A 23635-nucleotide genomic window follows, 5' to 3' on the forward strand; every position below is an offset into this window, starting at 1 on the left:
GGATCCCATCAAATGAACAAGGCTTATTATATTGGACTGATGTCAGGCACCAGTATGGATGGTGTCGATGCTGTGCTAGTAGACTTTGCGGGCGAACAGCCGCAGCTGATTGCAACGCATACCGAGGCGATCCCGAGCCATTTGCTCAAAGGATTACAACGCCTGTGTCTGCCAGGCAATGATGAAATCAACCGACTTGGCCGCCTAGACCGCAGTGTTGGCAAATTATTTGCTCTTGCAGTCAATAACTTGCTCGCCAAAGCCCTGATAGCCAAAGAAGACATCATAGCCATTGGTAGCCATGGCCAAACTGTGCGCCATATGCCAAATCTTGAGGTAGGTTTTACCCTGCAGATTGGCGATCCCAACACCATAGCAACCGAAACGGGCATAGATGTGATTGCCGATTTTCGCCGCAAAGACATCGCCTTAGGCGGCCAAGGCGCGCCATTAGTGCCCGCTTTTCACCAGCAAACCTTTGCCCAAGTCGGAAAAAAACGCATCATCCTCAATATTGGTGGTATTGCCAATATCACCTATCTGCCGGGTAATAGCGATGAAGTCTTAGGTTTTGATACTGGGCCGGGCAACACCTTAATTGATGCCTGGATTCAGCAAGTAAAGAATGAACCCTATGACAAAAATGGTACTTGGGCAGCATCGGGTAAAACCGATCAACAGCTACTCGCGCAATTGTTGTCGCACCCTTATTTCTCCCTTGCTTATCCAAAGAGTACTGGGCGAGAACTATTTAATCAGGCCTGGTTAGAGCAGCAATTATCGGCGTTTAATCAATTAGATGAAGAAGATATTCAATCGACACTGCTCGATTTAACCTGTCACAGTATTGCCCGCGACATCCTTAAACTCGCCCAAGCAGGGGAATTATTTGTCTGTGGTGGTGGCGCTTTCAATGGCGAGCTAATGCAGCGTTTAGCGGAGTTACTGCCGAATTATCATATCGATACCACCTCAGCACTCGGAGTCGATCCTAAATGGGCCGAAGGCATCGCCTTTGCATGGCTTGCGATGCGCCATCACTTAGGCCTACCAGCCAATCTACCCGCCGTCACTGGCGCCTCCCGCGAAGCCGTTTTGGGTGGACGTTTTAGCGCTAAGTAACATTAATGGACACAAATGCTCTCGAGTATTTGTGTCCTGATGATTCTCTTCTATCGACTAAATCACTTTTAATAAAGCCAATTCAAAAACACTGCCAACAACCAATATCTCCTCACATTAAAGTTATCTTTGTCTTTGATATTAATCTAAATACTTAAAACCCATCTATGCTTGATCACAGTTGTGTCATACAAACTTGCTAAAGTGGTTGTTAACTAAGCCGTAAACACGCAAAGCCAGGTTGTGATGGTCTACAGAGATCCGAACAATCTGCAGACATAACACTTCAATTAAGGGAATGGTTATTTATCTAGCTACACTTAACCAGCAAGATAAACAATGGTTTATGCAATGGCGTCAAAAAGCCATACCGACATAAATCGACTGAATAGGAAATCAATCAATGAATATGTCACAAAAAATGGCGGCAGAATTTTTGGGCACTTTGTGGCTGGTGCTCGGTGGCTGTGGCAGCGCAGTACTGGCAGCAGCTTTTCCTGAGGTGGGGATAGGCTTACTCGGAGTGTCACTCGCCTTTGGCTTAACCGTTCTCACTATGGCCTTCGCGATTGGTCATATCTCAGGTTGCCACCTCAACCCGGCGGTATCATTTGGACTCTGGGCTGGCGGACGTTTTCCAGCATCGGAACTGTTGCCTTATATCATTGCCCAAGTAGCGGGTGGTATTGTCGGTGCAGGCGTATTGTATTTAATCGCCTCAGGGCAAGAAGGTTTTAGTCTCGCGGCAGGTTTTGCTTCTAATGGCTTTGGTGAACATTCTCCAGGCGGCTATAGCATGATATCGGTAATGATCTGCGAAATTGTAATGACCTTATTTTTTCTACTCGTCATTTTAGGCTCAACCGATGAACGAGCGCCTAAAGGCTTTGCCCCGATCGCTATTGGTTTATGCTTAACCCTAATCCACCTTATCAGTATTCCTGTATCTAACACCTCAGTAAATCCTGCCCGCAGCACAGGCCCAGCGCTATTTGTTGGTGATTGGGCCGTCTCACAATTATGGCTATTTTGGGCAGCTCCGATCATTGGCGCCATTTTAGCGGGCGTTATCTACCGTTATTTCAACGCTGCCAAGTAATCCCTCTATGCCAACAGCGCTTTAGCTGCGCTGTTGTGCTTTTTCAAACTCCGCTCTAATGTTACCATCTTGGCAACTGGTGAGTTTTGCTGTGCCCACGTTTTTACTTTTGTGGCACGACAGGCTTCGCCCTATTCACGCATAAGAGATATTTTCATGAGCAAGACTGTTAAAACCTTTGCAGAAGCCGCTGGCATGACTCCAGAAGCGCGTTACGACTACCTTGTTGAACAAATCAAGCAACATAAAGTGTTATGGACACTTCAAGATCAAGATGGTTGCGTGATGCTAACCACTGAAGATGAAGACTGTATCCCAATGTGGCCAACCGAAGAAGCGGCTGAATCTTGGGCAGTCGATGATTGGAGCGACTGCCAAACCTTAGCGATTCCCTATGATGAATGGCATGAACGATGGGTACCAGGCATGGAAGATGACGATCTGTTCGTTGCCGTATTCCCTGTACAGGACGACTTAGGTGTGGTGATCCCACCCTATGAGTTAGATCAACGTTTAGTCACTAAACAAAGCCACTAATCCACAAGGGCAAACCACAATGTCGCTGAGCGAGCAAGAATCCTCTTTGGCAACGCAGGCTACGCCACCCTTGGCAAAAGCCCGTTTACCTAAACGCTTAATTGCTTTGCTGCTACTTTATGTCGCAGCATCGGTAAGCGGTTTAATCGCCAAACAAGGGGTACTTTTCTGCCTGTTAACCCTATTGATGGTGCTCGGGATTATAGGTCGCCAAAAGGCTGGGCTAATTATGCTAAGAGGTTATACCTTAGTGCAGTTAGCATTAGTGAGTATGCTACCAGTACTGTTGTACGATCCTGACAACCTCGTCGCAGGACCAACCACAGTGCACCTTGGCCAGTGGCAGGGAAAACTACCTGACTATGTGATTTTTACTGTGTTGATTGTCTTATCTTTATTGCAGGTTTGGATCGCATTCGATAAGGACGTTAAAGCTTGGTTTAAGCCCAAGTTAAACCTCAATATTATGAACTAACGGCCTATACCAACGCAGCTCAATAGATCATTACCAATAAAAAAGCCGTCTTCTCGACGGCTTTTTTATTTTCTATATCAGCTAACTACATTTGTAACACAAGCTTATACAGAGAAACTTGCACCACAGCCACAGGTGGTTGTGGCATTAGGGTTCTTCACAAAGAAACGCGAACCTTCGAGACCTGAAGTGTAATCCACTTCACCGCCAACGAGGTATTGTAAGCTCATGGGATCGACGACCAATTGGACGCCTTGTTTCTCAACAGTGAAGTCGCCTTCATTGACCTTTTCATCAAAGGTAAAGCCGTACTGAAATCCAGAACAACCACCGCCAGTAACATACACGCGTAGCTTAAGTGCAGGATTTTGCTCTTCTTCCAACAAGCCTTTTACCTTAGCGGCTGCCGCATCGGTAAATTTAATTGGCATTGTTGCGTCAGCTTGATCAGTCATTACTACCTCTTACATCAGTTTTCTGGGGCAAATTATCCGTTACCTGACTATTTTGTTCAAGTATTACCCGCGGTTCTTTTTCACCCTGTAATAATTCAGGGACACTATAGACATGTTCTGTCTGCGAATTTTTAGTCCAGCGGCTCGAAGGCACCACCACTTTCACTTTGACTTGCACCACATTAAAGCCAGCTGGCACAGTAACTTTGGTATCTATGACCTGAAAATAGCGAAAATCAAATTCAAGCTTAGAACCCGTGAGTTTGTTCACACTTAACTCAACAGATTTACCATCTTGCACACCAATAAGCGTGATTTCGGTGCGGCCTTGAATAGCCTGCTTACGTTTTTGCAGCTGAGTCAAAATCAGTTTGAAATTATATTCATCAACCAAGGCCCCTGGCGTCATTTCAAGGCCATGGATAGCCACACCTTCAGCGTTGTCATCTGGTGACATAATGCTGCGATAAAAGGCTAATTCGTGCTCTAGCTCTTTTTGTTTTTTCATCTGCTGTGCAAACATATCTTGCATTTGCGCATTGGCTTCGCGTTCGACAGATAGCTCTAAATTGCGGGTAGCGAGTTCCTGGGTTTGCAACTCAAGTTCAGCGGTAACACGTTGTAATTTACCCCCACCAATGTGCTTCACGACAGCTTCATCACTGTTTAATACAATAAAGCTCACCCAAGCGCCCAATAAAAATGCTACAAAAACTAATAGCAATAAATACTTGGTCGATGGACGATACTTTAAATCCATGACTTGCAGCCGGTCTAGCCAACGATGATAATTTGGCATTAGGTAACAGCCCCTTATATAAAATACAATCAACTCAAGAACGAGTTCGATACAATACAACTCAGGCCAATGCAGTGCAATTAACGATAAATAAAGCCGCGATTCAAGACGCTATCAGCACAGCTAAAAAGTACTTAACTAACGAGCTACGTGATCATTTATCCCAAGCCAAGATCAGTGCGCAGCTGTGCTTACTGGCCTTGTTATTCGCCATCTTCGCCTCCTGCGTGATCCTGTTGTTTCGACTCTTACTCCTGTGGGCAAACCATTACACCCAAATCGAGACGCAGGATTTTACGGGTAACATCACCGACTGGCGAGCATTGTTGCCACTTTTTGGCGCCTTGTTGATCTGGATTGTCGCCAAACTCGGCTCCAAACGTTACAAGCGCATGGGGATTGCCTATGTATTACATAGGGTTAAATTGCACTATGGCAAAATCCCCTTGCAATCTGCCGCAGGGCAATTTTTTCAGGCCTTGTTTGCCTTAGGGACTAATTTTTCGGTGGGCCGTGAAGGCCCCGCCATTCACCTTGGCGCCGTAAGTGCCAGTGTTCTAGCCGAAAAATTTAATCTTCCCGACAATAGTGTGCGAATTATGTGCGCCAGCGGCATTGCAGCAGGGATTGCCGCCACCTTTAACGCCCCACTAGCGGCAGTGATTTTTGTACTCGAAGTGATCGTGCGCGAGTACAAAGTGCATTACTTCTTCCCGATTATGCTATCCGCCATTTGCGGCGCGGTTTCCAGCCAGCTGGTGTTTGGCAATGTGCATGAGTTTGACCGCATTCAGGTGATCCATATTCCATTGGATCACTATCCGATTTTAGCCCTTGGCGGTATTGCACTAGGCTGCGCCGCCGCCTTCTTCAATTACGCGCTCCTTAAAGTCACTGCTACGGGGCAAAACTGGCCACTGATTTATCGGCTCTTGCTGGCGGGCGGTATCACCACCCTGATTGGCTTAATCTTGCCGCAGGCGCTGGGCACTGGAGATTTAGCGATCAGTGAAGCCATTAGCGAGCATCCCAGTTTATTGCTGTTAATCGCCCTGCTTGCCGCAAAGATTATTGCGACGATTGCGGCTATAGGGCTTGGGATCCCGGGCGGATTGATTGGCCCGCTCTACGGCATCGGCGCCTTAATCGGTGCCATCTTAGCCTTAGTCAGTGCGATGTTATTCCCTTCGATTGCGCCTTACGTTGGCCTCTATACAGTGATTGGCATGACAGCCATGATGGGGGTATGCCTCAGTGCGCCGCTGGCGGCATTAGTCGCCCTGCTCGAAATGACCAACGATGCCAGTATTATTCTGCCCGCGATGTTTGTCACAGCTCCCGCATTTTTGATTGCCTATCAAGGTTTTAAAACTAACTCTATCTTCTTCAAGCAGTTAGAAATTATGGGCTTAGGCTATAAAGTGGCCCCAGTGAATTTGGCGCTACAGAAAAAAGGCGTGCGCGCCCTGATGGATAAGCGCTTCGTTATCGTCAACAACAACGATGAGCTACTGCTCGAGGTGTTAAAACGCGCCGAAGGTCGCCCTGTGTTAGTACGTAATGCCGATGGGGTCATCGAAATGCTCAGCCTTGAGATGCAATCCTTTGATGACAACATCACCCTCTCACGCCATCCCATGCAGGGACTAAGTGATACCAAAACCTTAGATGAGGTCTATTCAATGCTGTCACCCAAGCGCAGCGGTGAAGTCTTTATCTATCAAGACACACCAGATAACGTGGTAGGGGTGATTAGTTGGTCGAACCTACAGCAAGAAATTCGCTCAGGCCAAGTCTAAGCCAAATCACAGACTAAACAGTCAACCAAGAGTGGATTGGATTCACAAAATCCTGTTGTTTCACGGTAAAAATACATTACAGAGGCAAGGGTGCTATTTCGCTGCCTTGGTGCATCTGTTACAATCGCGCCTCAGCCACCCTACATAACATTAGGGCTACGAGCGCAATATCTGCACTTGAACGCCCCCTAGCAATTGGAAAACAGGCTGATGAACCAGTTCGAAGGATCCCACATCCTCTCCGTAAACCAGTTAGATCTTGATTCAATCCAAACTATTTTTAATGTCGCCCACCGCATGATGCCCTATGCACTTCGTGAGAAGCGCACAAAAGTGCTCGAAGGCGCCATTTTAGGTAACCTGTTTTTCGAGCCAAGTACCCGTACCCGCGTCAGTTTTGGCTGTGCCTTTAACTTACTCGGCGGCCATGTGCGTGAAACCACTGGTATGGCCTCTTCGTCCTTATCTAAGGGTGAATCCCTGTACGATACCGCCCGCGTACTCTCAACCTATTCCGATGTGATTGCGATGCGCCACCCTGACTCATACTCTGTCAAAGAGTTTGCCGAAGGTAGCCGCGTCCCCGTAATCAATGGCGGTGATGGTTCGAACGAGCACCCAACCCAAGCATTGCTCGATTTGTTTACCATTCAAAAAGAGTTAGGTCATGCTGGCCGAGGTATCGATGGCATGCATATCGCTATGGTCGGTGATTTAAAGTTTGGCCGCACCGTGCATTCATTGTCGCGCTTGCTGTGCATGTATAAGAACATCAGCTTCACACTGATTTCACCAGCTGAATTAGCTATGCCTGATTATGTGATCTCAGACATTGAAAATGCTGGCCATAGCATCAAAATAACAGACCAGCTTGAAGGCCATTTAGATAAAGCAGATATTCTTTATCTGACCCGCATTCAAGAAGAGCGCTTCCCATCCCAGGAAGAAGCAAACAAATACCGCGGTAAATTCCGTTTGAATCGCAGTATTTACACCCAACATTGCAAATCTAACACAGTGATCATGCACCCGCTGCCACGGGATTCGCGTGCGCAAGCTAATGAGTTAGATAATGATTTAAACAGCCATCCTAATCTCGCTATCTTCAGACAGGCGGACAATGGACTGTTAATTCGTATGGCACTGTTTGCATTGACACTCGGGGTTGACACACAACTCGAAAAATATGAGTGTCCCGTTAATTGGTATTCACGTAAAGCCGATCGCTAATCGGCTACATACTTTAAGGACTTAACATGACCCGTTCCGAAGCGCTATTTGAACAGGCTAAAAAAACCATCCCCGGCGGTGTTAACTCTCCGGTTCGTGCATTTAACGGTGTAGGTGGCTCACCCCTGTTTATTGAAAAAGCTGATGGCGCTTATATTTACGATGCCGATGGTAAAGCTTATATCGACTATGTAGGCTCTTGGGGTCCGATGATCCTCGGCCACAACCATCCGAAGATCCGTGAAGCCGTATTGGCTGCGGTACATAATGGTCTGTCTTTTGGCGCGCCAACTGAGCTTGAAGTGCAAATGGCTGAGAAAGTGATCGCCATGGTACCTTCTATCGAGCAAGTCCGTATGGTGAGCTCAGGTACTGAAGCGACCATGAGTGCAATTCGCTTAGCGCGCGGTTTTACTAATCGTGACAAGATCTTAAAATTTGAAGGCTGTTACCACGGCCACGCCGATTGCCTATTAGTGAAAGCAGGTTCCGGTGCATTAACCTTAGGCCAACCCAGCTCTCCTGGTATTCCTGAAGATTTCGCAAAGCACACCTTAACTGCTGTGTATAACGATCTGGATTCTGTTCGTTCGCTGTTCGAGCAATATCCAACTGAGATTTCTTGCATCATCATCGAGCCCGTTGCTGGCAACATGAACTGCATTCCACCTATCCCAGGCTTCCTCGAAGGTCTGCGTAGCCTGTGTGATGAGTTTGGTGCGCTGCTGATTATCGACGAAGTGATGACAGGTTTCCGTGTATCAAGAAGTGGCGCTCAAGGTCACTATGGCGTTAAACCAGACTTAACCACACTCGGTAAAGTCATCGGTGGCGGTATGCCTGTAGGTGCATTTGGTGGCCGTAAAGATGTGATGCAGTTTATCGCACCAACTGGCCCTGTATACCAAGCAGGCACGCTTTCAGGTAACCCTATTGCGATGTCAGCGGGTCTAGCACAAATGGAAGCTCTGTGTGAAGAAGGTCTGTACGAAGCGCTGAGCGCTAAAACCAAGCGCATCGCCGAAGGCTTTAAAGCGGCGGCTGATAAGCACGGCATCCCAATGGCGATCAACTATGTTGGCGGTATGTTCGGCTTCTTCTTTACTGAGCAAGAGCAGATCACTCGCTTCGACCAGGTGACTAAGTGCAATATTGAGCACTTCCGCACTTTCTACCATGGCATGTTAGATGAAGGCGTTTACTTAGCACCGAGTGCTTATGAAGCTGGCTTCCTGTCGATGGCCCATGGCGAAGAAGAATTGCGCCTCACGCTTGAAGCGGCTGATCGCGTATTAGCTCGCATGAAAGCGGCAATGTAAGCGAGCGCTTAAAATATCAAGGGACGCATTAGCGTCCCTTTTTCTTACTTAGCTTTTGAAAGTAATATTGTGCAAATCTTAGCCCAATCAATAGCTATCGGACTTTTTTGAACCTAAGGCCGACTTAAAGATAATCGCTGCGACTAAGGCTTGTAGAGTTAACGTGATGTGATCAATCACTAAGCTAGGATTGTGGAATATACCCAAAGCAAGTAATTGTTTACCACTGTAGATCAGCCAAACCAAAGAGCCTAAGAGTAAGAGACTCCGGAGTACAAAGTTCATTTTGCATCATCCTCAAAATACAACATCCAGTGTCCTAACGATAAAAGAGGCACAAGATACCGCTCACTTTCTGTTCGGTCAATATTTCGACGTGGCCATATCTGTGACTCACTCAGCACATTCCGTACAATTGTCGGTAATAAACTCAAATCCAGCATCTAATTTGAACCATTGAATTTTCAATCAGAATTTTCTCTCTAAAGAAAAATTAATTGCAGGATCGATAAAATAACGGCTTAGACTTTAATCGTAGATCTTACTTTACACTCAATAACCAACCCAAAATAAACAACATAAAAAACCAACAAAAAACCACAAGACAGTATTTAAAACTAAAAACACACCCAAACAACTGAGATACACATCACAAAGCAACGCAAAACTGAGTTACAGCTAACAGTTGCGTTATTCGCGCCATTATGTTCTGATCCGCACGCGTTAACACGGCAAACTTAATTAAGCCTTGATAATGCCACTCAATAGCTCGCCTTTGGCCTGCCACGACATTAAAACAGCAGTTGGAATTGCAGTTATGCTATATACCTTTCTGATCATACTGGCACTGCTTGCATTGCTCAGTATTATTTTTGAAGAAGTAACCCACCTTAATAAAGCAAAAACCACCTTATTCTTTGGCTGTATTTCATGGGTAGCACTATTCATGGCTGCTGGAGATCCTAGCCATGAGAAGTTAGTTGCTCATCAACTCAATGAAAACTTGCTTGAAATTGCCACCTTGTGGCTATTTTTAATGTCGACCATGACCTTTGTGGCCTATCTTAACGCCAAAGGTATGATTCAAATCATGGTGCAGAAGCTCTTTCCACAAAAGGTTTCTGTTCGGTTATTGATGATACAAGTCGCATTATTCTCGCTAATTCTGTCCGCCTTTTGTGATAACGTCACCGCTACATTGGTTTCTTTGGGCTTATTAACCACCTTCAAACTCGATAAACAGATGCGTCGCAGAATGGCGGTGTTGATTATTTTCGCAGTGAACTCAGGTGGTGTAGCATTGATCACTGGTGACGTCACCACGCTGATGATCTTCCTCGCGGGTCACGTACATATCTCCGAACTGTTAATGCTATTCATCCCATCAGCCGTGAGTGTCGTTTTACTGGCAACGCTCTTTTCGCTAAAAGCTGAAGGTATCGTCTCAACAACCCCAATTAAACATAGTTATCAAACGGTTGATCTACTGATTGCCCTCGTGTTCTTCTGCACGATTTTAATGACCATGTTACTCAACATTTTGTTTGGCATCCCTCCAGTACTGACCTTCTTAACCGGTCTGTCCATCATGTTCCTGATTGGTCATACAACGCGCAGCGATAAAGAAGAAATCAAGATCCTTGAATATATCCGCCAAGTTGAATATGACACTTTGTTATTCTTCTTAGGGATTTTATTGCTAGTTGGCATGCTTAAAGAAATCGGCACCTTAGATATGCTGACCGAGGCCTATGCCCTATTTAATCCAAATATCTCAAACTTTGTCACAGGCATGGGTTCAGCTCTTATCGATAACGTGCCACTCACTGCTGCCCTATTAAAAGCAGAACCTGTACTCAACACTCCAGAATGGTTAGGCTTAACCTACAGTGTGGGCGTAGGTGGTTCATTGTTAGTGATTGGTTCGGCTGCGGGTATCGTCGCCATGAGCAAAGTAAAAGAGCTCACTTTTGTAAGCTACTTGAAATATGTACCTGCACTATTCCTATGCTACTGTGTTGGCTATGGCTTAACTTTATTCCTCGCATATAACTTCTTTGCTTAATTTAAAACGATAAACAAAAGGCGCCAACAGGCGCCTTTTGTCTTAAGAGAATGCCTTACATCGCCGGAACCCTAAACTGTGTTCCTTGAATGTCTAAAACGACATCCCGCGGACGAATGGCAATGATCTTCAACTTACCACCAATCATATCGCCTTCCTGTAACTCGGCACCGTCAACGTTTAACCAACGTTGACTCGCATCCGTGGAATAAACATGGGCAACAATATTAAATTCCGGTACTTGTAGTTGTAATCCCGCTGGCAGTTGCCCGTATTTAGGAATATCGCCATTTTCCGTTTTAGGGATAGGATCAAGCTTAGGCTCTGTCACAGGCGTTTTAGCCGCTTTGACATATTCCACCTCTTTCAGTGCATCTTGGAAGGTCGCGACCAATTCATCATCTTGACGACTCTGCGCCGTATCCAAGCCAACATCCGTCGCCGCAGCATTAACTTGTTGACGCAGCGCCTCAAGTGTTGCTAACCCTTGACGATTAGCATTCGCCCCCAACATTATTGGTTCAGGATCGGCAAACTCTTGCGCCAGCTCCCCATTTTCGGCAGATGATGGCTGGGCGCGAGTTGTTTCATCTAAGGCCGCTGACGTCGCAAGATAGTCATCATAACTAGGATCAGCATTTGAGGAAGTATTTGTAGCGACAACCTGTGACGAATCTACGCTCGGATAAGCTTGGGCGCTTAAAGGCACATCATTTAATACCTGCTCCCTGGGCAAAGCGACCTTCCCAGCTAATCGAAATCCTGCGGCGTTCCCCTGAATAACAGTATCTTCCTGCGTGGCAACTGTAGTGGCTGCACTTACTGGGTCATTTAAGGATGCGGTCCGGTTAGCCTGACTCGTTGAGACAAAGCTATCAGAACCTGTATTTGAAGCATGCTGAGTTATCACTGTGCCCGTTTGAAGATCACTTCTATTATCATCATTAGCCTTCAAGGGCATCATTGAATTGACCTGTTGCCAATGCGCAACGCCCCATGCCACACCGATACCAAGAGTAATCGCAACGGCAAGCAGCGACAATTTTGCAGCAGGGAAAGAAGCCTTGCGTGGCGCAGGATAACTTGCCCTCGGCGTTAGTACCGCATCGGGTAAAGGTGAAGCTTGCTGTTGTTTATTACGGGTTACCGCGTCGAGTAAAATGGACATTAACTCTGGGCTCCATTATCGGTTAGGCGCGGCCCTTGATCACTTAAGTACAAATTCAGTCTCACTAACGTTTGATTGCCTGCAATACCGTCAGCCTTCAACCCATGTTGGCTTTGAAAGGCTTTAAGATCATTCTCCAACTTAAGATCAAATTGGCTGACTCGGCGTGAAGGTCGTTTAGCCACATGGGCAAGCGCATTCTCCAGCCACTGTAATTGCCCAGGGCTCGATTTTTGGCTAATTTCCAGCATAGGTAAATTGGGGGCCTGCCAGAGAATTTCAAAGGTGCCACTAAAGTGTTGATTGAACCAAGCTCTATCAACCCAAAGCTGCTGCTCGCCCAATTGCATCAATAGCTGATCACCATCAACTGCAATGACAGCACCATAAAAATCTTGTTGATTATCATCCACTAAATATACAACGGCAGGATAATTTAGCCGCGTAATCGACATCCAATTTCCCTGCTGTTGATAACATGACAGCCCCTGCTCCCGTGCTGACTGACAGGCAGTGAGGCCTTTAAATGGGACTTTGCCCCACACATTAAAAAGACCTGCAAAGGCGGTATCAATACTTCGACTTTGTTTGATAGCCTCCTGTAATACCCGCAGACTTGGATCAGCCGCCACAACAGTATTTTGCACTTGAGTGAGTGCTGGTACAGTATTATTTACTGGCGTTTGGCTTTGCTGAACAGAATTGTCAGCTACAACTGTTTGTTTGGCGTGGGTCACAGGCTCGGTCGTCACATTGGCAACCGCGAGTTTATCCGTAAACAACCAATAGGATACTCCAAAAGCTAATACCAATGCGGCGGCGATAGCACTTGGCCACAGATACTTATGCTGCTGTGGTTCTTCCTCCCCTAATACTTCAGCAGCCGCTTGTCTCACCATATGGTGATCAATGGGCACCTTAGATTGAGCATACCCAGCCATAAGGGCTCGCTCGCACAATAAGTTGATGAGACGAGGAATACCACCACTGTATTTATGCAGTACCTTAATGGCTTTTCGCGTAAATAAAGGTTCAAAACGACCAGCAACCTGCAAACGATGCAATACGTAAAGGGCAATTTCATCTTCATTTAGCGGCAATAAATGATAACGAGCAGTGATCCGCTGGGCTAATTGCCGCAGTTCTTGTCGTTTGAGTAGCAGCTGCAGTTCAGGTTGGCCAATCAAAATGACTTGCAGCAGCTTTTTCGTATCGGTCTCGAGATTGGTGAGCAACCTTAATTGCTCTAATACTTCGGCACGCAGATGCTGCGCCTCATCGATGATGAGAACGGTATTGCGGCCTTTCTCATGATTGGCCAGTAAGAAACGACTCAGATGGTCAGTGAGCTGTTTAAGGGTTGGGTTTTCACCATAGCTAATCTTCAATTCATCACAGAGTGTAGCGAGTAATTCCAACTCCGTCAGCGAAGGATTTAAGATAAACGCCGTATCGGTATGATCGGGTAATTGCCCAAGCAAACAACGAGATACTGTTGTCTTCCCTGTGCCGACCTCTCCCGTTAGTAACACAAAGCCACCCGTCTCACCCAACCCATAGGTTAAATGGGCTAAGGCTTCTCTGTGTCTGTCACTCAAGAATAAATAATGTGGATTGGGTGCAATCGAAAAAGGGTTATCACTGAGTCCATAAAAGGCCTTGTACATACCACCAATCATCCTAAGCTAAAAATAACGCCCCACGTTAAAACGTCCAAAGGATATTGTCAAAGCATCAGCAACATGGATGTGACATTCTAATAAATATCTACACTCTAGTTCGCCTTGCAATGGCATCATCATGATAAGCTATGCCTATGGCACACTCGCTAGAATAATCCTGTGAAAATTTACTTAGTTGGCGGCGCTGTACGAGACAGCCTGCTAAACCTTCCAATAAAAGATAAAGATTATATGGTTGTCGGCGCTACTCCTGAGCAAATGCAGCAATTGGGCTATCGCCAAGTAGGTAAAGACTTCCCGGTCTTTTTACACCCTAAAACCCAGCAAGAATATGCGTTAGCGCGTACGGAGCGTAAAGTGGGTTTGGGTTATGGTGGTTTTAGCTGTTATGCCAGTCCCGATGTTACCCTAGAGCAAGATTTGCTAAGACGCGATCTCACCATTAACGCGATTGCCCAAGATGAAGAAGGCAATTTGTATGATCCCTATAATGGTGTCGCGGACATACAGGCACGGCAACTGCGGCATGTGTCAACAGCCTTTGCAGAAGATCCTTTAAGGGTGTTACGAGTGGCACGCTTTGCCGCACGTTTTCATAGTTTAGGTTTCAAGATTGCCAAAGAAACCATGTCCTTGATGCAGCATATGAGCCAAACCGAGGAGTTAACGGCGCTTACGCCTGAGCGCGTTTGGCAAGAAGTCGATAAAAGTCTCGGCGGCCCCAATACAGAGATTTTTTTCCAAGTGCTGCGTCAATGTGGTGCATTGAAAATCCTATTCCCCGAAATTGATGCACTTTTTGGCATCCCACAACCGGAAAAGTGGCACCCTGAGATAGATACAGGTCTGCACACTCTGATGGTGTTAACACAGGCAACATTACTGACTCAAGACAAAGCGGTACGCTTTGCAGCCTTAGTGCACGATCTGGGTAAGGCATTAAGCCCCAAAGAACACTGGCCTAAACACCATGGCCATGGACAAAAAGGATTACCCGTCATTAAAAAACTGTGTGAACGGTTACGAGTCCCTAACGAGTATCGCGACCTCGCTCTATTGGTTAGTGATCAGCACCAAAACGTGCACCAAGCATTTGAATTAAGAGCCGAGACAATTGTTAAAGTCTTCGATAAAGCCGATTTTTGGCGTAAACCAGAACGACTAAATCAACTCTTATTGGCTTGTATCGCCGATATGCGAGGACGCACAGGCTTCGAGCATCAAGCCTACCCGCAAAGTGACTACCTTAATGCGTGTTTTTTAGCCGCTAATAATGTGGATATAAAAGCCATCATCGCAGCAGGATTTCAGGGAGGACAGATAAAACAAGCGCTCAATTTGAGGCGGATTGATAACGTCGAGCAAGTAAAACTCAACTGGCCACACCAACAAGCCAAACTGACGCCATAAAATTGTAATTTTTTTGTAAACACATAAACACTTTCTAGTAAATGGGACACCATTTTTCGATGAGCAATGACGATATAACCGGGAAAAAACGCTTTTAAAAAAAAATTTATATGTCTATAGTGGTTAAACGCATTAATATTCGTAGCAAATTAAAATAGCTATGTCATAATTAGGCAGTTTCGATTACCAAGTGACGAAACATTCAAATCCAACCTATTTTAAGGGATTTTTTACAATGAACAAAAAAGTACTGATGATTGCTGGTTTAGCAATGACTGCCCTACTAGGTGGTTGTGCAAACACTACTGCTCTGGAAGAAAGCGTTGCAACTCTGGGCAACAAAGTTGATCAATTGTCAGCTGATGTTGGCTCTCTGAAATCAGAGCAAAGCAAACTGTCTGCAGACGTTAAAGATGCTAAAGCAGCAGCTATGGACGCACAAGCAGAAGCTAAACGTGCTAACGACCGTCTAGACAACGTTGCTTCTCGTTACAAGAAGTAATGATAGGTAATTAACCTGTAATTCATCAGGTTAAGATCAAAGGCTTGAGAGAGATGAAAGCGAATAGCACATCGATCCAAGCCTTTTTTTATGGTTGATTGTTAGCTTTCACAAGCTAATTCCGCAATAAGCCAAGTTGTGTTACTCAGCCGAAATTTAGCTAATGCTTATTAGCTTCACAAACCAAACTCTCAGCTTGACATCAAGATAAACTCTTATCGAAAGAAAACGACTTTCCAGTATTAATCATTCTTAAACTGGTATATCCATCGTAAAATCGATTTTTCACTTTTCATAATCCTCTCCCCTGTTCTCACTAAAAACATTATTTTTATTAAATCTCTTAACGGGTATTTTAATGAAAGTACAACAGCGCAAACTCAAGCAATTTGCGAGACAAAAGCAGTTAAGAGGTTATATCTGTAATGAACGACGGCTGAATAAATAAAAACTTCAAGGCATGCAGTCCTAGATTAACATGAAAGCAACATAAAAGCTCGATTATTATCATGCACTTGCATTATTCACTCTACAGAAGCATCAAGTAATAGAATACCTAAGCTTATGAATAGGTTAAAAAACATCCAATACGATTATTTATTTTAGCGAGTTAAGATCTGATTAAAGACTTTTGCGCTAAGACTAAAATAAAGTCAATTTCTAGATTATTGAATACTTGAGTCCGAATAAGGTGTTTGACTTTATCCGATGCACGCCACGCATAAGGTGTCATATCAAGCAATACCAAAACTTGTTCACCTGTTATCGATAAACTAAATTGCACTCGCTGCTGCTCTTTTACGATTAACCCAGTAGGTAAATTTATTTGGACTGATTTTTCAATGAGTTCTGGATAAATGAGCGTCTTGAGTTGCCATAAATGCCGAGCACCTGGGATCACCTGCAACATAAGCCCTTGCTCTTTAAGCACGCGGACACATTCTTTTCCCTTCAACGGTTTATCGACAACAGTAATAAAATCGAAGCAATTATCTGCAAAGGGTAACGCTTTGGATGTACTGAGATAGAGCGATGCTGGCGTTTGCGCTTTAGCTGCAGCAAAAATAGTATTTTCTGCATCCGAAACGCCACTGTAGTGGACGTTCATCCCATTTGTCAGCCTTGACAGCAACGAAGATAACGCACGTAAATAAAAGCCCTCAGCACACTCGTAGTCCAACAAACAATCATCAGCCTGTAAATGCGCAGCAATCATCTCACCCATTTTGTCGATTAAAGGCGTAAAAATCCCCGACTCGAGTAAGAACCGTTTAGCTCTGACCTGTTGACGACTATCCCCCGTCGGCTTTTGACGAGCAGGCTTGGTGAACACCCAATATCCAGCTTCATTCTTATCAAAATGGTGCTTATTCGCACAATAAAAACCTTGGGACGCCTGATGTTGCATCAGTGGCAAACTACAGGTAGGACATTGATATTGAAGGCTCATAAACAACTCCAAATACGAAAATTCATGCCTAAAAACACAAAAATCGGGTACTTGACCCGATTTTTTGGCAAAAGAGCGAGTGCATTATAAGAAGATAAATCCACACAACACAGCACCAAGGGCAAGACGATAAATAACGAAAGGCGTCATACCCATGCGGCTAATGATTTTCAAGAAATAATGTATACACAGATAAGCCGCAGCGAAAGAAATCACAGTGCCTAGTGTAAGCGCTTGATAGTCAATGGGAAGCGGGCTTTCAGCCAAATCTTTACCCACTAAAATAGCCGCGCCTAAGCTGACAGGTACAGACATCAAAAACGAGAAACGCGCAGCAGCATCGCGGCTAAGACCTAACATCAGCGCGGCGGTCATCGTCGCACCTGAGCGAGATGTCCCCGGGATTAACGCCAGCGCCTGAGCAAAACCAATTAATAATGCCTTGCGCCACCCCGTTTGATAAACCGTCAAATCACGGCGTGACATCTTATCCGCCCACCAAAGCAGCAAACCAAAGACCACTGTTGTCACTGCAATAACGCCGGCATTGCGTAAATGGGTTTCGATAAAGTCTTTGGCCATAAAACCAAAAAATACAGCAGGTAAAGTAGCAAGAATAATCCACCATGCCAGTTTGCTATCGTCAGAATGCTGACCTTTAACCATGCTGGCAATCCACGCCTTAAACATAGCCCAAAGTTCATGCCTAAAATAAATCACTACGGCAAACAATGAACCTGTATTCACGGCAACATCGAAGGATAACCCTTGATCTTCCCAGCCTAAAAGCTGTGCAGGTAGGATAAGGTGCGCCGAACTTGAAATGGGGAGGAACTCTGTTAATCCTTGAATTAACGCTAAAATAATTACCTGAAACGTATCCATGACAATCCTATCAATCAATTAAAAAGTCAGTCCAAAAGGCCATTCAAAGGCCACCGGCCACAGCTTTTGTGACGTTTTATCATATTCATCCCACATTGCGGCATAGGTTTTTAGCTGCAATGGGTGAATCAAATTGGGGGCGATTTCCGCTAAAGGCCAAAGCACAAAAGCATTACTGACAATTTCGGCGCGGGGCAGTACCACTGGGGTCTGACAAACGACATCATCGTAAAGCAATAGGTCAATATCTAAGGTTCTTGGACTAAACTTTTTGGCCCCCACCAACCGGCCGTGATTTTGCTCGATTTGCTTAAACTGCGCAACTACCTCAGCAATATTCAGACTCGTTTGTGCACAGACCACCATGTTTAAAAAGTTGGTACCATTAAATCCAACCGCTTCACTCTCGTACATTGAGGAGAGTTGCAGCGGGCCAAAGTATTCCCGTAAGGACAGCAAGCCCGCCTTAAGGTAGCGAGTGGGTTCTATATTACTACCTAAACTAATGTATATACGTGCCATACGAATGTCCGAACCGTCCAAACCGAAAACCCGAATCTAAAGATTCAATTAACGTGAGCGCTCAATCTCAACCCCAACAGAAGCGGCTGAAGGGACAGCACCTGGCTTCATCACCACCACTTTTACCCAACTCACCTTAAACTCGGTCAGCAAACACTGGGCAACCCGCTCGGCAACCGTCTCAATCAACTCAATGGGCTTTTCGGTAATGAGCTGAGTCAGGCGATTCGATACCGTCTCATAGCAGAGCGCGTATTGATAATCGTCTGTTACCGCTGCGGCCTTATTATCCCAAGCTATATCCAGATCTAAAAATAAGCTTTGGTGAATTTTCTTTTCCCATTCATAGACGCCAATCACAGTATCAATACGTAATTGTCGAATAAGCACTTTATCCATATTAATTCCTACTCACTCATGCCAATGAGGTCTGATAAGCTAAACGCCATAGAGTCTGTATAATCCACCGTTCAATTGAACGACTAATTTACTTTCTACTCGGGCCAATCCGAAGTAGGATAACGCCCAAAAGGATTTGTTCGTTCAGAAACTATCGCAACCTGATAAGTTGCGTAATCGCCATCGCTTATGACTGAATGCTTGCCAAGTGGCCGTTAAATTGTGGCGCGATAATACCTTAAGACGTGTAAGGAAACCAATGTGAGTCAATTAACACTGACACTTTTGATGATTGTGGCCGCCTATTTAGCCGGTTCTGTCTCAAGTGCTGTGCTAGTGTGTAGGATAAGAGGCCTTCCCGACCCAAGAACGCAGGGTTCGGGCAACCCCGGAGCAACCAATGTGCTGCGCATTGGCGGCGCAAGTTCGGCTGCCATGGTGTTATTTTTCGACATGCTGAAGGGTGCTCTGCCAACGTATCTTGCCTATTTAATGGGAATTGACGCTATTTCCCTCGGCCTTATCGCAATCGCCGCCTGTCTTGGCCATATCTATCCGATCTTTTTTGGTTTTAAAGGTGGCAAAGGCGTTGCAACAGCCTTTGGAGCCATGGCGCCAATTGGTGATGACTTGGCCATTTGTTTGATGGCATCTTGGGTCGTCTTAGTCTTGATTAGCCGCTACTCTTCCCTTGCTGCCATTATTACCGCATTGCTCGCCCCACTTTATACTTGGTGGCTTGACGATAGGTTCACCATTCCAGTTGCGATGCTCTCGACCCTGATAATCATTCGCCATAAAGAGAACATTCAGCGACTTCTCAAAGGGGAAGAATCTAAGGTATCACGTAAAAAGCGTCCTCCTCCGCCCTAAGCCATTTGAGCATTATCATACATAAATAAAAACAGTGCTTAATGCACTGTTTTTATTTAGATTAACTCGCAGAATATCAAGTAACAGGCGGCAAGGTATCGAGCGGCCATCGCGGTTGACCTTTTACTGCTAAGTCTTCCTGCTGCCCTGCCTTCAAACGCTGTAATCCAGCAAAGGCGATCATGGCGCCATTATCAGTACAAAATTCACCACGAGGATAATAAACGCGACCACCAATAGAGGTCATCATCTCAGCCAAGGTTTCGCGTAAGCGGGTGTTGGCACTCACGCCACCGGCAATCACTAAACGGTTATAACCGGTCTGTTTTAAGGCGCGGCGACATTTAATCGCTAAGGTATCTACAACCGCTTCTTCAAAAGCTCGGGCGATGTTGGCGCGGGTTTGCTCATCATCAGGTTCAGCGGCAATGGTATTGGCGGTAAAGGTTTTAAGGCCGGAGAAACTAAAATCAAGCCCAGGCCTATCTGTCATTGGACGCGGGAACTGATAACCAGCAGGCTCGCCTTTGGCGGCAAGTTTGGCAAGCCGTGGCCCCCCAGGATAATCCAGCCCCATCAACTTGGCCGTTTTATCGAAGGCTTCACCGGCGGCGTCATCCACCGACTCACCTAAGACTTCATAAAGGCCGATACCATCGACTTTGACCAACATGGAATGACCGCCTGACACCAACAGTGCAACAAAAGGAAACTCCGGAGCATCTTCCTCAAGCATAGGTGCCAGTAAATGCCCTTCCATATGATGAACACCGATGGCGGGCTTGTTCCATGCAAAGGCTAGCGAGCGACCAACACAGGCGCCCACTAATAAAGCCCCAATTAATCCAGGGCCTTTGGTATAAGCGATACCGTCGATGTCGGCAATGTCGGTATTGGCGTTTTTCAACGCTTGGCGGATCAGCGGGACAATTTTGCGCACATGGTCGCGGGAGGCCAGTTCAGGCACCACGCCACCATAATCCGCATGCAACTTAACCTGACTATATAACGCATGGGAAAGTAACCCCAGCTTATCGTCATAAACGGCAATACCTGTCTCGTCACAGGATGTCTCAATACCTAGAACCCGCATGGTGCCTCAAATCAAAACGTTTAAAGGGCGCTAATTCTACCTGTATGATGACAATTACTCCAGCCGACAATCACGTTATTCACCCCCCAAACCAAGCTGAAATGATTAGGGCTTTACAAGCCTAGTGGTCTCGGTATAAAATTCCGCACCATTTTAAATACACTTGGTTCAAGTCATTGAACCAGACAACCTACACCTAAGGGGTGATGGCGTATGCCAATTATTAAAGTACGTGAAAACGAACCATTCGACGTAGCTCTGCGTCGTTTCAAGCGCTCTTGTGAAAAAGCTGGTATTTTAGCCGACGTGCGTGCTCGTGAATTCTACGAGAAGCCAACTACTGCTCGTAAGCGCGCAAAAGCAGCTGCAGTTAAACGTTTAGCTAAAAAGCTTTCTCGCGAAAACGCACGTCGCGTACGTTTATACTAATCTCTTATGAGCCTAATTGATCAGCTAAAAGACCATATGAAACAGGCCATGATCGCCAAAGAGAAGGCGAGATTGAGCACTATTCGTATGGCACTTGCAGCCATCAAACAGATTGAAGTGGATACCCGCGAAACTCTGAATGATGAGCAGGTTATAGCTGTCTTAACCAAAATGGTGAAACAACGTCGCGATTCGATTGCTCAATATGAAGCAGCGGGTCGTAGCGAGTTGGCCGCAGCAGAAGCAGAAGAGATTCAAGTTATTGAAGCTTTCCTGCCTACTCCCCTCTCTGAGGCGGAAATTGCCGCGTTCATCGATGCTGCTATTGCTGAAATAGGCGCATCCTCCATGGCGGATATGGGCAAAGTAATGGGAGCATTAAAACCTAAAGTTCAAGGACGTGCAGACATGGGCGCTATCGGCGCTATGATCCGTGCAAAATTGCAATAATTAGCGTTTCAATGTATGAACAAGCCGTGCCTATGCGCGGCTTGTTTGTTTAAATTCGCGCAAGGCGAGATTTTAAGCACTCAATGGCAATACCTCGTGATTTTATCAATGAGCTAATCGCTCGCACCGACATCGTCGAACTTATCGACCGCAAGGTGCCCTTGAAAAAGGCGGGTAAAAACTACTCGGCCTGTTGTCCTTTTCATAGTGAAAAATCACCTTCGTTTACCGTTAGCCGCGATAAACAGTTTTATCATTGTTTTGGCTGCGGCGCCCACGGCAATGCCATCGATTTTGTGATGGAGTACGACAGACTCGATTTTATCGATGCTATTGAAGATCTTGCCGGACAACTGGGCTTAGAAGTGCCCAGAGAACAAGGCACGGGTAAACGCCAAGACGATGGCCTAAGCCGTGATCTCTACCAATTAATGGAAGAAGCGAGTCGCTTTTTTCAAACCCAGTTAAGACAACACCAAGACAAGCAAAAAGTCATCGACTACCTCGCTTATCGCGGATTATCCGATGATATTGTTGAGCATTTTGGGATTGGTTTTGCACCCGACGGTTGGGATGGGTTATTAAGCCGCTACCGACACAGTCAAGATGCACAGGATAAACTCCTGACCGCAGGCATGCTGATCAGCAATGACAGCGGTAAAAGATACGATAGATTCCGTGACCGCCTGATGTTTCCCATTCGCGACCGCCGTGGTCGTGTGATTGGATTTGGTGGCAGAGTATTGGGAGATGGCACACCCAAGTACTTGAATTCTCCAGAAACGCCCATATTTCATAAGGGCAATGAACTCTACGGCCTATACGAGCTAAAGCAACGTCATCGTGATCCAGACAAAATACTGATTGTCGAAGGCTATATGGACGTCGTTGCCCTAGCCCAATATGGTGTCGATTATGCGGTTGCATCGCTTGGCACCTCGACGACAGCTGAACAATTTCAATTGTTGCTGCGTAGTGCTAAAGAAGTCATTTGCTGCTACGACGGCGATAGAGCCGGTAATGAGGCCGCCTGGCGCGCCTTAGAAACTGCCTTGCCCCTGTTAAAACCCGGGGATAAAGTACGTTTTATGTTTTTATCGCAATCTGAAGATCCAGATTCAATGGTTCGCAAGATTGGTAAAGACGCATTCGAGCAACTGATGGACAGTGCTATCAGCCTGCCCGAATTTTTGTTTGATACATTAACGACGAAATACGGTACCGATAAAGGTAATTTAGCCAAACAAGCCTTTGGCCTAATTGAAAAAATTCAAGACACTGTGCTGCAAAACCTCCTACTTGAGAGCTTAGCTCATAAGTTAGGAATGAACAGCTCAGACGATATGAAGAAAAAACTGGGTTTTAGTGTCAAACAAACTAAGCCCACAGCATCAACGGGACTCAAAGGACGCGGTACACCATTGCGACTTGCCATCGCCTTGTTAGTACAGCATCCCGAGCTGGGACTGGGGTTATCTCCGCAACCAGCATTAAACCATCTGCAAATGCCAGGCATCGACTTGCTGCCATTGCTGTTGGCGTTAACTCGAGAGCATAAGTTAAACAGCGCACAACTACTTGAGCAATTCAGAGACAGCCCCCACAGCGGGACGCTGCATAAATTAGCCCAATGGGACCATCAAGTGGCGGAAGAAAACTTGCTCGAAAAGTTTAAACAGACCCTGGTTTGGTTGAACAATCAATATATTGAACAACGATATCAGGAATTGAGTCTAAAACAGACCCATACTAAGGAAGAAAAGATCCAGCTGCAGAAGCTGATCTCAGTCATGAAAGGACTAAACTGAGGCAAAAATGTCCTCATTCAGTATCCCAGTGACTAGCACAGGTAAGTGCACATGGCTATAATTG

24 protein-coding genes are annotated in these 23635 nt (G+C 45.7%); 14 read left to right on the top strand and 10 right to left on the bottom strand.

The window, feature by feature from the left end:
• Positions 1-12 precede the first annotated feature (12 nt).
• The 4 genes from L976_RS14420 to L976_RS14435 all read left to right on the top strand — a co-directional run bounded on the left by L976_RS14420 (position 13) and on the right by L976_RS14435 (position 3233).
• Positions 13-1122 carry an anhydro-N-acetylmuramic acid kinase gene (locus L976_RS14420; RefSeq protein WP_047537769.1) on the top strand — a complete coding sequence of 370 codons (1110 nt, stop codon included), beginning with the start codon at positions 13-15 and terminating at the stop codon, positions 1120-1122.
• A 403-nt stretch (positions 1123-1525) separates the two neighbouring features.
• Positions 1526-2221, top strand: coding sequence for an aquaporin Z (gene aqpZ, locus L976_RS14425; RefSeq protein ID WP_037427605.1), 696 nt, complete (start codon positions 1526-1528; stop codon positions 2219-2221).
• A gap of 156 nt (positions 2222-2377) precedes the next feature.
• Positions 2378-2758, top strand: coding sequence for a DUF2750 domain-containing protein (locus L976_RS14430; protein WP_037415505.1), 381 nt, complete (start codon positions 2378-2380; stop codon positions 2756-2758).
• Between the two features lie 19 nt (positions 2759-2777).
• Positions 2778-3233, top strand: a complete 456-nt coding sequence (locus L976_RS14435; RefSeq protein ID WP_037415501.1) for a hypothetical protein — start codon at positions 2778-2780, stop codon at positions 3231-3233.
• A gap of 104 nt (positions 3234-3337) precedes the next feature.
• On the opposite strand, the gene erpA is transcribed toward L976_RS14435, so the two are convergent.
• Complete coding sequence (gene erpA / locus L976_RS14440; protein WP_011071517.1) at positions 3338-3688, bottom strand: iron-sulfur cluster insertion protein ErpA; 351 nt, start codon at positions 3686-3688, stop codon at positions 3338-3340.
• Positions 3681-4487: a DUF6776 family protein gene (locus tag L976_RS14445; RefSeq protein ID WP_047537771.1), complete on the bottom strand. Its 807-nt coding sequence runs from the start codon at positions 4485-4487 to the stop codon at positions 3681-3683. The genes erpA and L976_RS14445 overlap by 8 nt, the downstream gene beginning before the upstream one ends.
• 74 nt (positions 4488-4561) lie before the next feature.
• Between L976_RS14445 and L976_RS14450 the strand changes: the two genes are divergently transcribed.
• The 3 genes from L976_RS14450 (at position 4562) to hemL (ending at position 8835) form a co-directional block, all read left to right on the top strand.
• The gene (locus L976_RS14450) at positions 4562-6286 is read left to right on the top strand and encodes a chloride channel protein (protein WP_047540539.1); all 1725 of its coding nucleotides are present in this window, start codon (positions 4562-4564) and stop codon (positions 6284-6286) included.
• Between the two features lie 210 nt (positions 6287-6496).
• The gene (locus L976_RS14455) at positions 6497-7516 is read left to right on the top strand and encodes an aspartate carbamoyltransferase (protein ID WP_037415482.1); all 1020 of its coding nucleotides are present in this window, start codon (positions 6497-6499) and stop codon (positions 7514-7516) included.
• Between the two features lie 26 nt (positions 7517-7542).
• A complete protein-coding gene (hemL, locus tag L976_RS14460) occupies positions 7543-8835 on the top strand; it encodes a glutamate-1-semialdehyde 2,1-aminomutase (RefSeq protein WP_037415480.1) in 1293 nt (430 codons plus the stop codon).
• Positions 8836-8922: 87 nt separating this feature from the next.
• Here hemL and L976_RS14465 read toward each other — a convergent pair whose 3' ends face one another.
• On the bottom strand, positions 8923-9120 hold the full coding sequence (locus L976_RS14465; RefSeq protein WP_037415478.1) for a hypothetical protein: 198 nt from the start codon (positions 9118-9120) through the stop codon (positions 8923-8925).
• Positions 9121-9652: 532 nt separating this feature from the next.
• Here L976_RS14465 and nhaD point away from each other — a divergent pair.
• On the top strand, positions 9653-10900 hold the full coding sequence (gene nhaD / locus L976_RS14470) for a sodium:proton antiporter NhaD (RefSeq protein WP_037427613.1): 1248 nt from the start codon (positions 9653-9655) through the stop codon (positions 10898-10900).
• Positions 10901-10955: 55 nt separating this feature from the next.
• Here nhaD and L976_RS14475 read toward each other — a convergent pair whose 3' ends face one another.
• Both L976_RS14475 and L976_RS14480 read right to left on the bottom strand, forming a co-directional pair.
• Positions 10956-12068, bottom strand: a complete 1113-nt coding sequence (locus tag L976_RS14475) for a general secretion pathway protein GspB (RefSeq protein WP_047537774.1) — start codon at positions 12066-12068, stop codon at positions 10956-10958.
• Positions 12068-13735: an AAA family ATPase gene (locus L976_RS14480; RefSeq protein ID WP_047537776.1), complete on the bottom strand. Its 1668-nt coding sequence runs from the start codon at positions 13733-13735 to the stop codon at positions 12068-12070. The genes L976_RS14475 and L976_RS14480 overlap by 1 nt, the downstream gene beginning before the upstream one ends.
• Before the next feature lie 174 nt (positions 13736-13909).
• On the opposite strand from L976_RS14480, the gene L976_RS14485 reads away from it, so the two are divergent.
• Together L976_RS14485 and L976_RS14490 are read left to right on the top strand one after the other, a co-directional pair.
• Positions 13910-15160, top strand: a complete 1251-nt coding sequence (locus tag L976_RS14485) for a multifunctional CCA addition/repair protein (RefSeq protein WP_047537779.1) — start codon at positions 13910-13912, stop codon at positions 15158-15160.
• A 235-nt stretch (positions 15161-15395) separates the two neighbouring features.
• Positions 15396-15662 carry an Lpp/OprI family alanine-zipper lipoprotein gene (locus tag L976_RS14490; RefSeq protein WP_007650000.1) on the top strand — a complete coding sequence of 89 codons (267 nt, stop codon included), beginning with the start codon at positions 15396-15398 and terminating at the stop codon, positions 15660-15662.
• Between the two features lie 610 nt (positions 15663-16272).
• Here the strand turns inward: L976_RS14490 and L976_RS14495 are convergent.
• The 4 genes from L976_RS14495 to folB all read right to left on the bottom strand — a co-directional run bounded on the left by L976_RS14495 (position 16273) and on the right by folB (position 18918).
• Positions 16273-17112 carry a putative RNA methyltransferase gene (locus L976_RS14495; RefSeq protein WP_037415466.1) on the bottom strand — a complete coding sequence of 280 codons (840 nt, stop codon included), beginning with the start codon at positions 17110-17112 and terminating at the stop codon, positions 16273-16275.
• Between the two features lie 84 nt (positions 17113-17196).
• Complete coding sequence (locus L976_RS14500) at positions 17197-17997, bottom strand: undecaprenyl-diphosphate phosphatase (protein ID WP_037415463.1); 801 nt, start codon at positions 17995-17997, stop codon at positions 17197-17199.
• 18 nt (positions 17998-18015) lie between these two features.
• The gene (folK, locus tag L976_RS14505; protein WP_037415460.1) at positions 18016-18519 is read right to left on the bottom strand and encodes a 2-amino-4-hydroxy-6-hydroxymethyldihydropteridine diphosphokinase; all 504 of its coding nucleotides are present in this window, start codon (positions 18517-18519) and stop codon (positions 18016-18018) included.
• A gap of 48 nt (positions 18520-18567) precedes the next feature.
• The gene (gene folB / locus L976_RS14510; protein WP_047537782.1) at positions 18568-18918 is read right to left on the bottom strand and encodes a dihydroneopterin aldolase; all 351 of its coding nucleotides are present in this window, start codon (positions 18916-18918) and stop codon (positions 18568-18570) included.
• Between the two features lie 261 nt (positions 18919-19179).
• Here folB and plsY point away from each other — a divergent pair, with 261 nt between their 5' ends.
• Complete coding sequence (plsY, locus tag L976_RS14515) at positions 19180-19791, top strand: glycerol-3-phosphate 1-O-acyltransferase PlsY (protein WP_037415454.1); 612 nt, start codon at positions 19180-19182, stop codon at positions 19789-19791.
• 76 nt (positions 19792-19867) lie between these two features.
• Here the strand turns inward: plsY and tsaD are convergent, their stop codons facing one another.
• Positions 19868-20884: a tRNA (adenosine(37)-N6)-threonylcarbamoyltransferase complex transferase subunit TsaD gene (gene tsaD, locus L976_RS14520; RefSeq protein ID WP_047537785.1), complete on the bottom strand. Its 1017-nt coding sequence runs from the start codon at positions 20882-20884 to the stop codon at positions 19868-19870.
• 213 nt (positions 20885-21097) lie between these two features.
• On the opposite strand from tsaD, the gene rpsU reads away from it, so the two are divergent.
• From rpsU to dnaG, 3 genes are all read left to right on the top strand, one after another.
• Entirely contained in the window at positions 21098-21313 is a 216-nt protein-coding gene (gene rpsU / locus L976_RS14525) for a 30S ribosomal protein S21 (protein WP_006080725.1), read from the top strand.
• A gap of 6 nt (positions 21314-21319) precedes the next feature.
• On the top strand, positions 21320-21763 hold the full coding sequence (locus tag L976_RS14530) for a GatB/YqeY domain-containing protein (RefSeq protein ID WP_037415447.1): 444 nt from the start codon (positions 21320-21322) through the stop codon (positions 21761-21763).
• An 83-nt stretch (positions 21764-21846) separates the two neighbouring features.
• Positions 21847-23571, top strand: a complete 1725-nt coding sequence (gene dnaG, locus L976_RS14535; protein WP_037431044.1) for a DNA primase — start codon at positions 21847-21849, stop codon at positions 23569-23571.
• Positions 23572-23635 lie beyond the last annotated feature (64 nt).

This window comes from Shewanella sp. ZOR0012 (genome assembly GCF_000798835.1).
Taxonomy (GTDB): domain Bacteria; phylum Pseudomonadota; class Gammaproteobacteria; order Enterobacterales; family Shewanellaceae; genus Shewanella; species Shewanella xiamenensis.

Excerpts from the sequence above, each read along its gene's own strand:
- L976_RS14465 (WP_037415478.1), bottom strand. The coding sequence starts at position 9,120 with ATGAACTTTGTACTCCGGAGTCTCTTACTCTTAGGCTCTTTGGTTTGG.
- folB (WP_047537782.1), bottom strand. The coding sequence starts at position 18,918 with ATGGATAAAGTGCTTATTCGACAATTACGTATTGATACTGTGATTGGC.
- erpA (WP_011071517.1), bottom strand. The coding sequence starts at position 3,688 with ATGACTGATCAAGCTGACGCAACAATGCCAATTAAATTTACCGATGCG.
- hemL (WP_037415480.1), top strand. The coding sequence starts at position 7,543 with ATGACCCGTTCCGAAGCGCTATTTGAACAGGCTAAAAAAACCATCCCC.
- L976_RS14480 (WP_047537776.1), bottom strand. The coding sequence starts at position 13,735 with ATGTACAAGGCCTTTTATGGACTCAGTGATAACCCTTTTTCGATTGCA.
- tsaD (WP_047537785.1), bottom strand. The coding sequence starts at position 20,884 with ATGCGGGTTCTAGGTATTGAGACATCCTGTGACGAGACAGGTATTGCC.
- L976_RS14490 (WP_007650000.1), top strand. The coding sequence starts at position 15,396 with ATGAACAAAAAAGTACTGATGATTGCTGGTTTAGCAATGACTGCCCTA.
- nhaD (WP_037427613.1), top strand. The coding sequence starts at position 9,653 with ATGCTATATACCTTTCTGATCATACTGGCACTGCTTGCATTGCTCAGT.
- L976_RS14475 (WP_047537774.1), bottom strand. The coding sequence starts at position 12,068 with ATGTCCATTTTACTCGACGCGGTAACCCGTAATAAACAACAGCAAGCT.
- L976_RS14500 (WP_037415463.1), bottom strand. The coding sequence starts at position 17,997 with ATGGATACGTTTCAGGTAATTATTTTAGCGTTAATTCAAGGATTAACA.
- L976_RS14495 (WP_037415466.1), bottom strand. The coding sequence starts at position 17,112 with ATGAGCCTTCAATATCAATGTCCTACCTGTAGTTTGCCACTGATGCAA.
- L976_RS14430 (WP_037415505.1), top strand. The coding sequence starts at position 2,378 with ATGAGCAAGACTGTTAAAACCTTTGCAGAAGCCGCTGGCATGACTCCA.
- aqpZ (WP_037427605.1), top strand. The coding sequence starts at position 1,526 with ATGAATATGTCACAAAAAATGGCGGCAGAATTTTTGGGCACTTTGTGG.
- L976_RS14435 (WP_037415501.1), top strand. The coding sequence starts at position 2,778 with ATGTCGCTGAGCGAGCAAGAATCCTCTTTGGCAACGCAGGCTACGCCA.
- L976_RS14445 (WP_047537771.1), bottom strand. The coding sequence starts at position 4,487 with ATGCCAAATTATCATCGTTGGCTAGACCGGCTGCAAGTCATGGATTTA.
- rpsU (WP_006080725.1), top strand. The coding sequence starts at position 21,098 with ATGCCAATTATTAAAGTACGTGAAAACGAACCATTCGACGTAGCTCTG.
- L976_RS14420 (WP_047537769.1), top strand. The coding sequence starts at position 13 with ATGAACAAGGCTTATTATATTGGACTGATGTCAGGCACCAGTATGGAT.
- L976_RS14455 (WP_037415482.1), top strand. The coding sequence starts at position 6,497 with ATGAACCAGTTCGAAGGATCCCACATCCTCTCCGTAAACCAGTTAGAT.
- dnaG (WP_037431044.1), top strand. The coding sequence starts at position 21,847 with ATGGCAATACCTCGTGATTTTATCAATGAGCTAATCGCTCGCACCGAC.
- folK (WP_037415460.1), bottom strand. The coding sequence starts at position 18,519 with ATGGCACGTATATACATTAGTTTAGGTAGTAATATAGAACCCACTCGC.
- L976_RS14530 (WP_037415447.1), top strand. The coding sequence starts at position 21,320 with ATGAGCCTAATTGATCAGCTAAAAGACCATATGAAACAGGCCATGATC.